Genomic DNA, 15,764 nt, shown 5'->3' with positions numbered 1-15,764 from the left:
ATAGTATCAAGATCAGACTAACAAACGAATATCGCTGTCAGGAGAAAGAGATAACATTTGATACTATATTTCTTTTGCAATTGTAATCAGATTACGTCCATTTTCCTTAGAAGCATACAGAGCATCATCTGCCGCTGCAATCCATTGATCAGGCTTTTCATAAGCATCGGTCAGTTGTGCAACACCCAAACTAATTGTGAAGCGAATATCCGTGCCTTCGTGAGTGATAACCAGCTCTTCTACTGCATGGCGAATGCGCTCTGCCAGCATCTTAGCTTTATTGGAGTTGGTGTTAGGTAGAAAGACAACAAACTCTTCGCCACCATAACGGCCAAAAATATCAGAATCTCGTAACAAACCTTTAACGGTCTGAGACACAGAACGAATGACAGCATCACCTGCTTGATGCCCATGAGTATCATTCACTTGTTTAAAGTGATCAATATCAAAAATAACCAGTGAGCAGTCGCTGTCGTAACGACGGCAACGGCGAAACTCCTTGTAGAAACATTCTTCCCAATAGCCTCTATTATAAAGCTGGGTCAACGCATCAGTACGGCTTAAGTTTTCCAACTTTTGATTAGCCATCGTCAGATCTTTTTTATTCGATGCAGTATCCGTCACATCATAAATAAGCACGCAGACATGATTAGCCTGACCATCTGCTGACATCAGAGGAATGATCGTAGCGTTCTGATACATAAAGCTTTCGGTTCCAGTAATAGGTCGATAGCTTTTAAATTTAAATAAGTATGGACGTTGTTCCCATACCGAGAAGGCTCGGTTTTTTAATAGAAATACGGAGTCAATTTTATGTTTGAACCATGCCTGAGGTACTTCTGGAAATACGCTAAATACGTTACTGCCAATCGCTTCTCGATCAGTCTTGCCGCTGTGGTTTTCCATAAAGGCGTTCCACATTCTAATCGTGTAGCTAGAATCCAAAACCAAAATGCCAACATCAACGGTGTGGAGCATGTCCATCACCCAGTGCATTTCTTTTATTTCAAAACTATTAGAATCTTCATTCATGATGAATAATACGATACCCGGCTATTGAGTTCATTAATGGAATCTTCGGTAAACAGAATTAACAAATCACAATCTACATTGTACTTTTCTAATGTATAGGTGATTTCAATGGCTAATGTTTCTTTCCAAGTCGAGTTTTCAGGTTTAATCAGATCAGCAATATTACAGTGCTGCCCTAAAACACGGGGATGCCCTTGTTGGAACTGAATATCAAGTTGTTTGGCAAATGCTTTAAGAAAAGCACCAACCAGGATACTGGCAATATCCATAATCAACTCTAACTCAATGCTTTCGTCTAACTCGCCTTCATACTTCATTAACTTGGCAATATCAGTAAAGCTTGAGTCATTAAAAATGATTAATGCCTCTCCCGCTATACAGTTACCAATGAATCCCTGACACACAGCAGAAACAGTCTTAGCTCTCCCAGCGAACTGCAACGCCATGCGCAACTCACTTAGTTCAATATTGTTGACAGAAGGGATCGGTAAAACCACAAATGCATCCAGTACCGTTGCCAGCAACGCAGCAGCCTGGCCCATGGCCACATTAGCGATTTCTTGGTAACTGTCTTTTAACGAGATCGGTGCAGAACTGTCTTCAAACTGTTTAACCGCGGGTGCAACCGGTGGTGCACTTGGTTGCGCGGCAGGAGCGCTCGAGGTATCAGCAGGCTCCTTAAGCTCCGTAAGCAGGCCAAATTCTTCGAGAATCATCGCAATCTGGTCGCCTTTAATGGGCTTTTTGATAAACTCCAAAGCGCCTAGCGACTTAACCCTTTCTCTTGCTGTTGGCTGCACATCACCAGACACCACAATCACCATGGTGTTTAGATCATGTTCCCGAATATGTTCCAGCACCTCATAACCGTCTTTAACAGGCATGGTCAAATCGAGAAACAGGACTTCTCCGAGGCCGTTTTCGATCGCTTCAATTCCTTCTTGTCCATGTTTGGCAAATGTGATGCTGACATCCCATTCTGGAGGCAGCGCCCGCGCCATTTGCTTTCTGGCCAAGTTCGAATCATCACAAATAGTAACAGGTATGGTCATGGAAAATTCTTATTTAAAATAGTACTTTAATCCTAGGTGCTAATAACCAACTTTTCAAAATTTCGTATAAATAATTACGCTCAAAAATAGACAAGTTCACCGACCTCGCCTCTAGCCCTTTTGCCACCGCATTTTCAGCCGCCTCGACAAACTCCAGGCCATAACAAGAAGCCAATATCACATGCTGCAATAGCTCAATTTTACTGGCTGTTTTCTTCGATAAACTAACGTTATTTGCGATATAAAGAGGAAGTTGGCAGATATTGTGCCTACAGGAAAGTGCAGATTCTTGAAAATTGAGATAACATTATAGGTGAGGTCATGTAATTTATCGCTGAGCCAAGAAGCGCTCTCATTCCAACAATCACCGAGTATCGTTCTTTGTACTTATGCTAAAACATTTTGCCATTACGATCTTATTGACGGTGCTACTAATCCCATTAGTTCTAGCCGCAAAAGAAAAAAACGATAAAGTGATCTATTTGACATCTCTTGACTGGCCTCCCTATACAACTCACGAGCGGGCTGATCAAGGAGCATCAGCAGCCGTTGCCAGAGCAGCTTTTGCTGCCGTTGGCTATCGACTTCATATCGACATTTATCCTTGGTCTCGGGCTGTCAAACTAGGTCTTTCTGATCGCTCTAAGTATGCTGGTTACTTTCCCGAATACTACTCATCAAAACTGCATGAATACTGCCACCTCTCTAACCCGATGGGTTCAGGACCACTTGGGTTTGCTCAGCGCATATCAAGCCCTGTTCAGTGGAATACACTCAATGATATTGCCAGACAGTCAAAAATAGGTGTTGTTCAGGATTACATAAACACTACCGAGTTTGATCGACGAGTAGCCAATGGCAATATCAAGGTAGAAACAGCAACCAGTGACGCCAGAAACCTGCAAAAACTGGCAGCAGGACGATTTCCACTGATTGTTATCGACAAAAATGTGATGAGTTATCTATTAAATAACAATAAGCATCTGTTGAGAATAAGAGATAAAGTGAGTTTTAATAAAAAAACATTAGAAAATAAGAAGCTTTATATTTGTTTTAAAAAGACAGCAAATTCGCGACTGATTACCGAAATTTTTAATGAAGGGCTCAAACGAATCGATATTGATCAGGTTTTTAGTAAAGCATTAAAAGACGATACCTTGTTTAGGCAACAAACTGCTCATTAAAAAAGTGCTGAAAGTTAATACCAAACTCTTCAGCCTTCACGCTTTTTTCTATCTCATCCTCGCAAAACTTGCTGGCTAAATCTACCTCTTTTATTTCAAGAAAATGGCGATGCTTAGCACTATAAAAGGTTTTAACCAAAGGCTTGAGAGGACTGTCAGGATTAGAGCGAGTAACAATGCCTAATTTGCCACTCTTCAAGAGAACAATAGAACCAACAGGATGGACGCCAATACACTTAATAAACTGCTCAACCATTCCCATATCTAATAACTCTTTTTGCTCCATTAACATTTTAAGAGCGCGTACATGCACAATCCCTTTTTTATAGCTCCGCTCTCCTGTTAATGCATCAAAAATATCAACAATAGAAGCAATACGACCAAAAGGTGTAATTTCATTCCCTTTTAAGCCTTTGGGATAACCACTGCCATCTAACTTTTCATGATGCATAGCAATGACTTGCATACTAATGTCAGAGATATCAGCAATATCTTGAACTTCAGCGATACCATACTCCACATGACGCTTCATTTCTTCGAACTCTTCTTGTGTTAAACGTCCGGGCTTATTGAGTATGCTATCAGGTACTTTGATTTTACCAATATCATGAAGCAGACCACCAACGGCTAATTGCTGGATAATAGTTCTAGGATATTTAAGATGATTGGCAAAAACGGTCATCAAAATGGATACGTTAATTGAATGCTCCAAGAGATAAGAGTCTTTGTTACGCATCTGACTCACACATAACAAAGTATCTTGGTCATCAAAAATAGAATCGATAAGCGCCTCAGCCATATGATTGAGAGGCTCGACATTCAGCTTCTTACCCTCTTTGATATTGCTTAATGCCTGCGCCTGCAAAGTTCGAGCTTCTTCATAAAGCTTAGAGGCGGCTTTAAGTCTCCCACTCAATGATGCAGAAGACTTTCTAGTACGCTTGGGCGCTTCTTCTTTTATCGACTCCGGCTTATCAGGCTCTGACTCATTCTGACTTTTATCCGTATCAATAATGGCGTAAACAACGCCGGAATCCTTAAGTTTTTTTAAGATAGAATCGGAACTGATAAATCCTTGCTGACTGATTTTTAGTGTTGATGACTTCTGAATAATGGAGTCAACATACATGCCGACTTTCAACTCGGAAGCAGATATCTTTTTTAACATGAACCAACCCGAAATGCACACCGCTACAGTGCAAAATACAGCAATGACAAACTATGAGCTTAGCACAGTTTCTTTAGGTAGGAGAGATAGATTAAGAGTAGAGTAAGAAGAAGGATTTTAAAACAGGCTAAAGCCGTGCAAAAGTATCAAGCCAGAGTCGCTCTGGCTTGATCAGGATATTCATTTAGAAAGAATAAACCAGATTAACCGTCGTTTTGCGGTCTGTTTTTTCAATGTCAGCACTTGGAACATCTGAAGTGTGAACAATCTCGTAACCAATGCTCAACGCCATACTGCTGTTTATATTAGCAGTTAAAGCAGAAATTGACTTAGACACTGTAATGTCGTCGCCAATCTGTGAGTTCAACTCTTGGTTAAATTTAGCATTCTCACTGATATTCCACTGAAACTTACCAGCCACTCTAGTAACGCCTTCTGTCTCGGCATCCCACTGAGCTTCTTCTTGATAACGACGCGCACCATAGCCGATTTCGGCATCAAGAGTGTACTTGTCATTTTTAATAAAGTTTTTGCCCAAACCTACCGAAGCATTGGCTTGGTAATCAAATCCAGAGAAGCGATCATCAGTGTAGTCGACCAAACCATAGAAATAAGCAGTCTCACTGAATTTGTAATCTGATTTGATCAAAGTGTAATACTTCTCACCAGTATCACGACTCTCTCTTCTTTCAACCAGGTTACCTTGACCATCTAGTTCTGTTCCCACAACTTGCTCAGCTTCGGCCAGAAACGCTTCCGTCAAAAAACTATGGCGCCAGTCACCTGACTCATAAACCAGCTCTAATTTAAGATTAGTTGAGCTTGTGTCTGTGTTTCCAGTTGTCGATACCAACCCAGCTTCTGCCTTACCTTTCCATAACTTATTCTCTTCCGCATCACCAGCGAATGCGACAATTGGAAGTGCGCTTAATAAGAAAGCCAGTTTTTTCATTTTCGAGCTCCTATGCCCTGACCAGTAAAATTGCGCGCAATTCTATCAAATCAACAGGGAAAATGTCATGTTTGAGGTATGTTTTATCGGAATTTAGCAGCGTATCCCCCTCTTTTTTGAATAAAAAGAAGAGGATAGCGGATGTCTAGGAGAGACAGTTCTTTCATTAATCGAAAGTCCTACAGCCCCTATCTATAGTTGAAAGGCATAACTAAACTTGGCAAAAAAGGTTTTCTCTCTACTTTCTATACTGTTTAGGGAATCGTCTTGATAGCCCAGATCAGAATAACCTGCAAAAAATAGAGTTTGAGGATTCACCTTATACGAATAAATAAGTTGTCGGCCGAGTTTTCTATCAGTGGCGCTATCGGGCGCTTCATCGGGCAAAAACAAAGGTAAGTTAAAATCGATGTCTCTCATCTGCAAAGTAAACTTTAGCTGATGACGAATATTAAACTGATAACTGCCTTTTAGCTCGGTAATTTTGGCTTTCAGCAATTCGCCACCATCAACATCCAACCAGTTCAAGATATGGCGCAGTTTAAGTTTCAAATGTTCATTAACCTGCCATTCAACTCTAGGACGAAACTCATGAGTCTGACCTAACTGATTATTAAAAGTATCCACTCTGTCGCCAAAGTTCATACCTAACTCTAATAACAACTGCGGTATCGGTCTAAAGCCAAATCCGGCTCCCATAAAATTCTCAAAGTAAATGGTGCCTCCGCTTTCACTGCCGTCGGTAGCAACTTTGGCAAAGAAGCGTTCTCGTCGTCCACCACCAAACCACATAGCAGATTGTTTTATGCCATCGATGTTCAGCCAGATTTCAACTTCTTCTTCAATCTTTCGACCACTGTCATCATGAGTAATATCGTAATCGGAATAAATATCGATATACGTCCACAAGCCTTCATTCGCGCGCCATTTTCGACGTCCGCTAAAGCCAGACTTACGCGCGTCCACTTGAGTAATAAATCCAAGATCAGCACGGAATCCTTTACCAAAATCACGATGAAAAGCGCCCCAGTCCCACTCTCGATCATTATGGTTATAACTCAGGCTTAACGCATTATCAGATAAGGAAGCTTCCTGACCGTACTCTTGCTGAACTTCATCAGGATATTCTGTCTCTGAAGACATTAACTGAACTCTCAGGTTGTCAGTGTCCGAAAACCAATAACGACCATCGACAGCAAGAAGGTTATTTTCGTAATTATCAGCAGAACGATGTGTCACCAAAGCACCGATGGAATTTTTTTCACCGACATCTCTACGCCAGCGCAAAACAGCAATATCGCTCTCGGTATCATCAATAGACACGACATGAGAGCGCAAAGAACGCGGCAATAAAAAACTGGTATTAGTGTCGTTGGCAAAAATAACGCCGTAAGAATTTTGGTCAGTTTTTCCGGTAAGCTTCACACCAAAATCAGGATCAGCAATGTTGCGAGTATGAACCAAACGATTAGGCGAATTAAAGTAATCGGCACCGTCTAAAAAGAAAGGACGTTTTTCGGGGAAAAACAAAGAAAAGGTATTGTTAACGCTTAACTGTGCAGAATCAGTTTCTACCTGAGAAAAATCTGGGTTCACCGTCGCATTCAAATATAAGTCTTGTGTAATACCCCAGCGTAGATCGACACCCGCTTCGCTATCGGTGCCATCTGATGTCCAAGGTGAGTTCACATCATCGCGACGCTCAGAATCAGACAAAGTTAGCGTAGGTGTTACATCAAAGTTTTTCGCTGCAGAGATTTTACCAAAGCCCGAAATTTTTTCTAACTGACAAAGGTTACAGGCGATGCTACGTTGGCGCGTCATACTAGAAAAGCGATGGCGTTGATCACGCGGATAAAATCGGACGAACTCGATCCCCCAAGTTTGATTGTCTAGCGACTCGTTAAAACGCAAAGCACGCAACGGTATAGCCATTTCGACAACGTAGCCTTTGTCATTTACTTTACCAGCGCTATCCCATATTGCATCCCATGAAGAATCTTCATTGCCAACAACATCATCAATTAAAATATCCCACTGAACGCCAAGAGGATTGACAAGAAATTGATAGGCTCGACGCTCATCATTGAAGGTATCGATGATAATACTGACATTATCATCACTCCACGATTGATCGCGATCATGAAAAAAGGCTCTTAACTCGCCTACTTGAGGATCTTCAGCAACAAAAGCGACATACAGATTAGCACCATCTTCATAGTAGTAGGCTGTCGTTTTAACTTTGGCCGGTATATTTTCACCAGGATCGGTTTCGTAACCTAATACCGTCTTGTGAGCTCTCTGCCATGCGGCTTCATTCATCTCACCATCCAAAGACGGTTTTTCTTCTATATGAGGAATCGTATAATTAACAGCCTTTTGTTGCGCAAAGAGCGGAGTCGTCCCGACACTAAGTAATCCTATTAAACCAACAAAAGCCTGCGTATAAAAAGAGCGCATTCAATAATAGTCCTGTTTTATTTTTTATGGCATTTTAGGGTGTTGATTTTATGTAAATTTTCACAATTTTTTTGGTGTTTTTTGTTTCCATTTGTTTCAAAAATCCCTTTGTCTTAAATATGATTCCGACTGTCTTAAAACCTCCACAAAAAATGACGATGGGCTCCTTAGATATACCCACCGTCTATTGTCACTGGCTCAAACCAGAAAATGAAGAATCCTTACCTTTATAACTGACGCACAGCGCCTAAATCAGCACTTGCGGCCATACTAGCGTAGGCTTTTAATGCTGTTGATACCTGCCGTTGACGCTGAGCAGGTTGCCACGGCTGGCTTTGAGCTTCCATATTAAGCCTGCGTTGTTCCAGCTCTTCATCTGTAATATCAATACGAATACGTCGTTGAGGAATATCTATCGCAATAGGATCACCTTCTTCAATCAATCCAATGGCCCCCCCACTAGCAGCCTCCGGCGATACATGACCAATGGATAACCCAGAGGTTCCGCCCGAAAAACGACCATCTGTGACCAATGCACAAACCTTATCCAACCCTTTTGATTTAAGATAGCTGGTGGGATACAACATCTCCTGCATGCCTGGCCCACCTTTAGGCCCTTCATAACGAATGACCACAACATCACCTGCAACGATCTGATCCGACAAAATTGCCGCAACAGCATCGTCCTGGCTTTCAAATACCCGCGCGCACCCATTAAACAGTAATATCGATTCATCCACTCCAGCCGTTTTGACAATGCATCCATTCACTGCCAGGTTGCCTGATAGCACCGCCAGGCCTCCATCCTGACTATAAGCATACTCAAGGCTACGAATACATCCATTTTGATTATCTTTATCTGCGCTATCAAAGTAGCAGTTTTGACTAAAAGCTTTTTGTGTTGGAATACCCGCTGGCCCGGCTTGATAGAAACGCTCTAGTTCGGGATCACTGTTTTGTGCAATATCCCAGGCTTGAATCTGTTCCCCCAATGGCATTTGCAATACCGTAGGCACCGATGTGTTCAACAACTTTTCTCGCTCAAGCTCACCTAGAATACGCATAATGCCACCAGCCCTATGTACGTCCTCCATGTGATATTCTTTAGTGCTTGGTGCGACTTTACATAAATGAGGCGTCTCTTTTGACAGATGATGCACATCTTCCATCGAGAAAGAAATCTCACCTTCGTAAGCCGCCGCCAGCAAATGTAATACGGTATTTGTAGACCCTCCCATCGCAATATCAACTCGCATAGCATTAATAAAAGAGTCTCGACTAGCAATATTACGCGGCAACACCGAGGCATCTTCTTGCTCATACCATGCTTTGGCTAAAGACACAATTTGTCGCCCTGCCTGCTCAAATAAACCTTTACGCTTGCTATGTGTCGCTAACAAGCTGCCATTGCCCGGCAATGCCAAACCAAGAGCTTCAGTAAGACAATTCATAGAGTTAGCGGTAAACATGCCAGAGCAAGAACCGCATGTAGGGCAAGCACTGCGCTCTAATGTTTCGCAATCTTCATCACTCACACTGTCATCGGCAGCGGCTACCATGGCATCAACCAGATCCAGTTTAAAATCTTTGCCCGCCAATCGAGTTTTGCCCGCCTCCATCGGACCACCCGATACAAAAATCGCAGGAATATTAAGCCTCATGGCCGCCATGAGCATTCCAGGAGTAATTTTGTCGCAATTAGAAATACAAACCATGGCATCCGCACAATGTGCATTCACCATGTATTCAACTGAGTCAGCAATCAGTTCTCGCGATGGCAAACTGTACAACATGCCTTCGTGTCCCATAGCAATACCGTCATCAACCGCAATCGTATTAAACTCTTTTGCCACACCACCTGCTGCTTCAATCTGTTTGGCGACAAGTGCACCCATGTCTTTTAGGTGGACGTGCCCAGGTACAAACTGGGTAAAAGAATTACAGACCGCAATAATAGGCTTACCAAAGTCGCCATCTTTCATTCCTGTCGCACGCCATAGCGCACGCGCCCCCGCCATGTTACGTCCGTGAGTCGACTGGCGTGATCGATAATGTGGCATTTATAAAACTCCTACCGCTAATTACTTGTTATATAACTATCGCCTTTCAAGGTGCAGCGGTGTTGCCTGTGCCTTGAAATACTTTAGGTATAGATTAGAACTCAATGAGTGCCCTGTTGTGCAGGTAAGCCGACGTTAGTGGTTTTAACGTCGGCACTTTGATGGATTACCCGTTACCATAAACCGCCATGGGCTGCTCAAGGTAAATGTGATCCAACCATCCCCACTTGTCTTCAGTGGTGCCGTTAAACAAACCAAAGAAAGTTTTTTGCAACTGCTCGGTGATGGGTCCTCGACAACCAGCTCCAATAATTTGTGAATCCACACTGCGCACAGGAACAATCTCTGCCGCAGTGCCTGTCATAAACACTTCATCGGCTAGATAAAGGGCCTCTCTTGCCAAATTAGCTTCAATGGTTTCGTAACCCAATTCACGCGCTAACGTCATGATGGTGTCACGAGTAATTCCCGGCAAGATAGCTGCGGTTGCCGGAGGCGTATAAAGCTTGCCGTTACGAACAATAAATATATTTTCGCCAGAACCTTCACTGATATAGCCTTGCGTGTCCAGAGCAATACCTTCGGCATAGCCATGACGTTTGGCTTCTTCAGCCACCAACTGTGATGATAAGTAATTTCCGCCAGCTTTTGCCGCTGTAGGAATCGTATTAGGTGCCACTCGATTCCAACTGGATACACCAACATCAACTCCTTGAGCGAGAGACTCTTCACCTAAATAAGCCCCCCATTCAAAAGCGGCAACAGATACTTCTACCGGATTATCCGCGGGCAATACACCAATCGAGCTATAACCACGGAAAGCGATTGGACGTAAGTAGGCAGCACCCAGTCGATTTTCTGTAATCACATCACGACAGGCTCGATTCATAGCTTCTTCCGAAAATGGAATTTCCATCCGATAAATTTTGGCTGAGTCATAAAGTCGTTTTACATGATCCTGCAAGCGAAATATCGCCAGACCATCTTCTGTTTCATAGCAACGGATGCCTTCGAAAACGGAAGAACCATAATGAATCGCATGGCTCAACACATGAACTTTTGCGTCATTCCAATGAATCAGTTTTCCGTTAAACCAGATAAATTCAGGCTGCTTGATGGCCATTGTTGTCTCCTTGGGTATTGCTTAATGCTAATTGAGAATCTCGAGTTGCTGGCGATGAGCGATCCGTTGTCATTAATGACGAACAAGTCAGTTCATGCCGCTTTAAAATAAAATATTCTAATGTATCACTGAGTGCTTGCTGACTGGCTTCGATAATGCTCGGCGAGCAACCGATAGTATTCCATACCGCACCATTGTAAGAGGCTTCGACCCACACATGGGTGGTTGCAGCCGTTGCTGCATCAGGGTCCAGAATTCGAACTTTGTAATCCGTTAAATGACATTGTTCTAACTCTGGCCAAAAACTTCCTAACGCCGACTTTAATGCACGGTCAATGGCTTCTACCGGACCACGACCTTCTGCCGCAGACCATAATGACTGCTGATTAACATTCACTTTCACCGATGCTCGATGCAAACCTTCACCGCCATCGCGCGTCATACTGTGAACTGATAGTTCTTCAACTTGAAACGCGGCTTTATGCTCGGGGTCTCGCCGTCGCAGCAACAACTCCAGAGAAGCATCCCCTTCTTCAAACTGAAAACCATGCTGCTCTTTTTGCTTTACATAAGCTAAAGCTTCTTCTGGCTTTTGAATGTCATAACCAAACGCAGATGCTTTTTGTAATAGGTTGCTTCGTCCTGCTTGATTAGAAACCAGAATATGACGGTCATTGCCAATCAAGGTGGGATCGATATGTTCATAACTGGCCGTCGATTTACTCATTGCTGAAGCGTGCAGACCACCCTTATGAGCAAAAGCGGCTTGACCAACATAAGGCGCAAAAGGATCCGGAGTGCGATTCGCACGAGCCGCCATACTGCGAGACAACTCTGTTAATCGGCCAAGTTGTTCTGGGGCAAACAAATTAGCCTTGTACTTGAGTTGCAATGTTGGAATAAGTGAGATCAAGTTGGTGTTGCCACAACGCTCACCATATCCATTCATGGTTCCTTGAATCATGGCTGCACCCGACTCATAAGCACTTAATGCATTAGCCACAGCAAGCTCGCAATCATTGTGCGCATGAATACCAACAGGAATACCAAACTCTTTCACCACACGCTGTACCAGTGTGGCAACTTGATTGGGTAAAGTACCACCGTTGGTGTCACATAGAACAACGCCATCAGCACCGGTATTAACCGCCGCTCGTAGGCAATCCAAAGTCAACTGTGGATCGTCAGCGTAACCATCAAAAAAATGTTCAGCATCAATCCAAACTTCACGCTCATGCTGTTTAAGAAACGCCACTGAGTCCGCGATCATGCGTAAGTTTTCTTCACGAGTGGTGCGTAAAATGCTTTCAATATGAAACGCCGATGTTTTTGCAACTAACGTAATCACTGGAGCCTCTGACTCAAGCAATGCAGCTAACTGCTTATCACTAGAAGCTTGAGAACCCGGCTTGCAAGTTGCTCCAAACGCTACTAGCTTCGCCTGTTTTAAAGGGTTATTTTTTAATGCTGCATAGACTTCATCATCCACAGGGTTAGCACCAGGCCAACCGGCCTCAATGTAATGAACCCCAAAATCATCCAGCATTTGTACAACCGTTAACTTATCTTTTGCCGAAAAACGAACGCCCTGCATCTGAGCCCCGTCTCGGAGTGTTGTGTCATAAAGCCACAAGTTTTCAGGCAGTGTGTGCATGCTGACTCTCGCTAAATCCAGTCTGAGCGTAAAAAGCCGATGCTGCATCTTGATGGGCATGGCTGAGTACATTCAGTTGTTGAACATTCATTAACTTATCTAACTGGCGAGTCAACAATTTCAGTTCTCGCTCACCAGCAACACGCAAAGTGATGTCGTATCCTTGATGTTCCTGGTTAGCAGAAACATTCATTTGAGTGATGTTAAACCCACGATGACGAGTCACACGCAACAGTCGCTCTAAACTGCCATGCTCTTCGTCCATTTGAATATGTAGTAATGCATTCATGATGTTGCCCCTTCCATCATTTCTGAATTGGATGCCCCTGGTGGAACCAAAGGCCACACGTTTTCTTGGTTGCTGATGCACACATGTAACAAGCAAGGCTTGTTGCTATTGAGCATCCACTGTAAACCCTCTTCTACTTCTTTTCTTTGCGTGATGCGTTGTGCATCTAATTCAAATGCTTTAGCTACTGCCACAAAATCTGGGTTGTCTGATAAATCAATTTCGCTGTAGCGTTGTTGAAAAAATAACTGCTGCCATTGACGAACCATGCCCAGACTCGCGTTATCAATGAGTAAAATTTTTACGGGTAACTGATAGCGCTTAATGGTCATCAACTCTTGTAGATTCATGGCAAAAGAACCATCGCCGCACACATTGATAACGCAAGTTTCCGCTTCAGCAAACTGCGCACCTATTGCCGCAGGCAGGCCATACCCCATCGTGCCTAAGCCACCAGAGCTCAAATGACGACTGGCGGCATTAAACTGACAATGCTGTGCTACCCACATTTGATGTTGCCCTACGTCACAAGCGATAACCCCGTTACTCGGCGTTAACTCCGTTAGACGCTTTAACATAGCCGGTGCGTAAATGCCTTCGCCTGGTGCATCATAGTTCCAGGCATGTTCGCTTTGTTGTTGTTCACACCAAAGACGCCACTCATCAATCTCTAGAGCCTCAATGGATTGAGCCATACGATTTAATGCATCATTAAACTCACCACGCATAGTTAAATGCGCATTCTTAAGCTTGCTAAATTCAGCCTCATCAATATCCAGATGAAGAATCGTCGCTTCACTCGCAAAAGCTTCAAGCTTGCCCGTTGCTCGATCGTCAAAACGAGCACCAATGGCAAACAAGCAATCACAGTTTTGTATCGCGTAGTTCGCAGCCTTAAGACCGTGCATCCCCAACATCCCCAGGTGTCTGGGATAATCGGCTACCGAGCCAATCGCCTTTAAAGTCGATACGGCAGGAACTTGCCATTGCTCTAATAAGGCTTTTAATGTTTCCTCAGCTTTGCCAATGGCAACGCCACCACCGATGTATAACAAGGGACGCTTCGCTTGACGCAACAACTGACAAGCTTGTTGTAAAGTGTCTTGCTCCAACAAAGGCAGCGAATCCGTTTTATGTGCCACAGGCTCTGGTGAAAACTCAGCGAGTTGAATATCTTTGGGCACGTCGATCAATACAGGGCCCGGTCGGCCACTGGTCGCAACATGCAAAGCATTACTCATGATATGAGGCAGCTCTGCCACATCGGTCACCACATAGCTGTGCTTCACAACAGGCATCGCCATACCAAAAATATCAATCTCCTGAAACGCATCCGTCCCCATTAGATGGGATGCAACTTGCCCGGTAATGGCAATTAACGGTACCGAGTCCATGTAGGCATTAGCCAGCCCGGTTAATAAGTTAGTCGCACCTGGTCCTGATGTTGCCAGGCAAACTCCAGGGCCTCCACTAGTACGGGCGTAACCATCAGCAGCTAATGCCGCACCTTGTTCGTGACGGCATAAAACATGTTTAATGGGACTATCTACCAAGGCATCGTATACGGGCATAATCGCACCGCCGGGATAGCCAAAAATATGGCTAATCCCTTCTCGTACCAGAGCATCAATGATGTATTCAGCACCTTTCACTTCGCTGACTCCTTAGAAATGTGCCGATGCTATTGCGCGGGTAACCAGGTCATGTGACTACGCAACTGACGTCCTACAGATTCAATAGGATGATCTAGATCATCACTTAACAATTGACGGTAGTTTTTCTCGCCTTCTTGATGCTCATCGATCCATTCTTTGGCAAACTTGCCGTTACGAATTTCATCGAGAATGGTTTCCATAGAAGCACGAACATGGTCATCCACTACTCGTGGTCCACGAGTTAAATCACCGTATTTTGCGGTATCCGATACAAACTCGTGCATGCGCTTAAAGCCACCCTCATAAAGCAAATCCACAATTAGCTTTAATTCATGTAAACATTCGAAGTAAGCTACTTCTGGTTGATAACCCGCTTTGGTCAAAGTTTCAAAACCAGCAGCCACTAACTCAGTTGCGCCTCCACAAAGAACCGCCTGCTCGCCAAATAAATCGGTTTCTGTTTCTTCAGAGAAAGTGGTTTTAATAACTCCAGCGCGAGTGCCACCTAAGCCGTAGGCATAAGCTAGTGCGAGTTCATCTGCTTGTCCGGTTGCATCTTGATAAGTCGCAAACAAACAGGGAACACCAGCACCTTCTTCGTATTGTCTTCGCACCAGACGCCCCGGACTTTTGGGAGCAACGAGAGCAACATCCACATCTTTTGGAGGTTGAATAAGCTCGTAATGAATATTAAATCCATGGGCAAAAAAGAGGGCTTTTCCGGCCGTCAGACCCGGAGCTACATATTCTTCGTACAAGGCTTTTTGTGCCATATCGGGCACCAAAAACATAATCAGATCAGCGGCATTGGCGGCGTCAGAAAATGATTGAGGTTGCCATCCATCCTTCTCGGCAAGCTGCCAGCTACTTCCTCCTTCACGGAGGCCCAAAGATACATCGAAACCACTATCACGCAGATTGAGAGCATGTGCTCGGCCCTGACTGCCATAGCCAAGTATGGCGATTTTCTTGCCTTTGAGTAATTCAGGTTTTGCATCTTCGTTCCCGTATAACCGTGTCATTTTTTGTCTCCAATCGTTAAATGTTTATTAATTTCAATTCAGTTGTTTGTAATGCAAAGCCTGTTTTTAATGCCCTAAAACGAAAAAACCCCCGAGCTTTTCAGTTCGGGGGT

General features: G+C 43.7%; 12 protein-coding genes. 1 reads left to right on the top strand and 11 read right to left on the bottom strand.

Translation table 11 applies throughout. The annotated features are described in order from the left end of the window. Window positions 1–63: 63 nt before the first annotated feature. Together NH399_RS23090 and NH399_RS23085 are read right to left on the bottom strand one after the other, a co-directional pair. On the bottom strand, window positions 64–1,032 hold the full coding sequence (locus NH399_RS23090) for a GGDEF domain-containing protein (RefSeq protein ID WP_253043606.1): 969 nt from the start codon (window positions 1,030–1,032) through the stop codon (window positions 64–66). Beyond that, on the bottom strand, window positions 1,029–2,084 hold the full coding sequence (locus NH399_RS23085; protein ID WP_253043604.1) for a response regulator: 1,056 nt from the start codon (window positions 2,082–2,084) through the stop codon (window positions 1,029–1,031). The genes NH399_RS23090 and NH399_RS23085 overlap by 4 nt, the downstream gene beginning before the upstream one ends. A gap of 389 nt (window positions 2,085–2,473) precedes the next feature. Between NH399_RS23085 and NH399_RS23080 the strand changes: the two genes are divergently transcribed. Beyond that, complete coding sequence (locus NH399_RS23080) at window positions 2,474–3,268, top strand: ABC transporter substrate-binding protein (protein WP_253043602.1); 795 nt, start codon at window positions 2,474–2,476, stop codon at window positions 3,266–3,268. On the opposite strand, the gene NH399_RS23075 is transcribed toward NH399_RS23080, so the two are convergent. From NH399_RS23075 to ilvC, 9 genes are all read right to left on the bottom strand, one after another. After that, window positions 3,246–4,436 (bottom strand): HD-GYP domain-containing protein, encoded by a 1,191-nt coding sequence (locus NH399_RS23075; RefSeq protein ID WP_253043600.1) that lies wholly within the window; start codon window positions 4,434–4,436, stop codon window positions 3,246–3,248. The two genes, NH399_RS23080 and NH399_RS23075, sit on opposite strands and share 23 nt — an antisense overlap. A 184-nt stretch (window positions 4,437–4,620) precedes the next feature. Beyond that, the gene (locus NH399_RS23070) at window positions 4,621–5,388 is read right to left on the bottom strand and encodes a YdiY family protein (RefSeq protein WP_253043599.1); all 768 of its coding nucleotides are present in this window, start codon (window positions 5,386–5,388) and stop codon (window positions 4,621–4,623) included. 192 nt (window positions 5,389–5,580) lie between these two features. Next, a complete protein-coding gene (locus tag NH399_RS23065; RefSeq protein WP_253043598.1) occupies window positions 5,581–7,848 on the bottom strand; it encodes a carbohydrate binding family 9 domain-containing protein in 2,268 nt (755 codons plus the stop codon). A gap of 227 nt (window positions 7,849–8,075) precedes the next feature. Continuing rightward, window positions 8,076–9,908, bottom strand: coding sequence for a dihydroxy-acid dehydratase (ilvD, locus tag NH399_RS23060; RefSeq protein WP_253043596.1), 1,833 nt, complete (start codon window positions 9,906–9,908; stop codon window positions 8,076–8,078). Window positions 9,909–10,074: 166 nt separating this feature from the next. Continuing rightward, the gene (locus tag NH399_RS23055) at window positions 10,075–11,031 is read right to left on the bottom strand and encodes a branched-chain amino acid transaminase (protein WP_253043595.1); all 957 of its coding nucleotides are present in this window, start codon (window positions 11,029–11,031) and stop codon (window positions 10,075–10,077) included. After that, complete coding sequence (gene cimA, locus NH399_RS23050; RefSeq protein WP_253043594.1) at window positions 11,012–12,685, bottom strand: citramalate synthase; 1,674 nt, start codon at window positions 12,683–12,685, stop codon at window positions 11,012–11,014. The genes NH399_RS23055 and cimA overlap by 20 nt, the downstream gene beginning before the upstream one ends. Then, window positions 12,669–12,974: an acetolactate synthase 2 small subunit gene (gene ilvM, locus NH399_RS23045; RefSeq protein ID WP_253043592.1), complete on the bottom strand. Its 306-nt coding sequence runs from the start codon at window positions 12,972–12,974 to the stop codon at window positions 12,669–12,671. The genes cimA and ilvM overlap by 17 nt, the downstream gene beginning before the upstream one ends. Then, complete coding sequence (ilvG, locus tag NH399_RS23040) at window positions 12,971–14,626, bottom strand: acetolactate synthase 2 catalytic subunit (protein WP_253043591.1); 1,656 nt, start codon at window positions 14,624–14,626, stop codon at window positions 12,971–12,973. The genes ilvM and ilvG overlap by 4 nt, the downstream gene beginning before the upstream one ends. Before the next feature lie 29 nt (window positions 14,627–14,655). Then, a complete protein-coding gene (gene ilvC / locus NH399_RS23035; RefSeq protein ID WP_253043590.1) occupies window positions 14,656–15,651 on the bottom strand; it encodes a ketol-acid reductoisomerase in 996 nt (331 codons plus the stop codon). Window positions 15,652–15,764 lie beyond the last annotated feature (113 nt).

It is taken from the genome of Pleionea sp. CnH1-48, assembly GCF_024124665.1.
Lineage (GTDB): Bacteria > Pseudomonadota > Gammaproteobacteria > Enterobacterales > Kangiellaceae > JAMXSB01.
The sequence above is the reverse complement of the archived record's forward strand: the minus strand, read 5'-3'. Positions and strand labels throughout refer to the sequence as shown.

What these genes read in the sequence shown, in the direction of transcription:
- NH399_RS23085 (WP_253043604.1), bottom strand. Translation starts at nt 2,084, where the DNA reads ATGACCATACCTGTTACTATTTGTGATGATTCGAACTTGGCCAGAAAG.
- cimA (WP_253043594.1), bottom strand. Translation starts at nt 12,685, where the DNA reads ATGCACACACTGCCTGAAAACTTGTGGCTTTATGACACAACACTCCGA.
- NH399_RS23065 (WP_253043598.1), bottom strand. Translation starts at nt 7,848, where the DNA reads ATGCGCTCTTTTTATACGCAGGCTTTTGTTGGTTTAATAGGATTACTT.
- NH399_RS23075 (WP_253043600.1), bottom strand. Translation starts at nt 4,436, where the DNA reads ATGTTAAAAAAGATATCTGCTTCCGAGTTGAAAGTCGGCATGTATGTT.
- NH399_RS23080 (WP_253043602.1), top strand. Translation starts at nt 2,474, where the DNA reads ATGCTAAAACATTTTGCCATTACGATCTTATTGACGGTGCTACTAATC.
- NH399_RS23055 (WP_253043595.1), bottom strand. Translation starts at nt 11,031, where the DNA reads ATGGCCATCAAGCAGCCTGAATTTATCTGGTTTAACGGAAAACTGATT.
- ilvC (WP_253043590.1), bottom strand. Translation starts at nt 15,651, where the DNA reads ATGACACGGTTATACGGGAACGAAGATGCAAAACCTGAATTACTCAAA.
- ilvM (WP_253043592.1), bottom strand. Translation starts at nt 12,974, where the DNA reads ATGAATGCATTACTACATATTCAAATGGACGAAGAGCATGGCAGTTTA.
- NH399_RS23070 (WP_253043599.1), bottom strand. Translation starts at nt 5,388, where the DNA reads ATGAAAAAACTGGCTTTCTTATTAAGCGCACTTCCAATTGTCGCATTC.
- NH399_RS23090 (WP_253043606.1), bottom strand. Translation starts at nt 1,032, where the DNA reads ATGAATGAAGATTCTAATAGTTTTGAAATAAAAGAAATGCACTGGGTG.
- ilvD (WP_253043596.1), bottom strand. Translation starts at nt 9,908, where the DNA reads ATGCCACATTATCGATCACGCCAGTCGACTCACGGACGTAACATGGCG.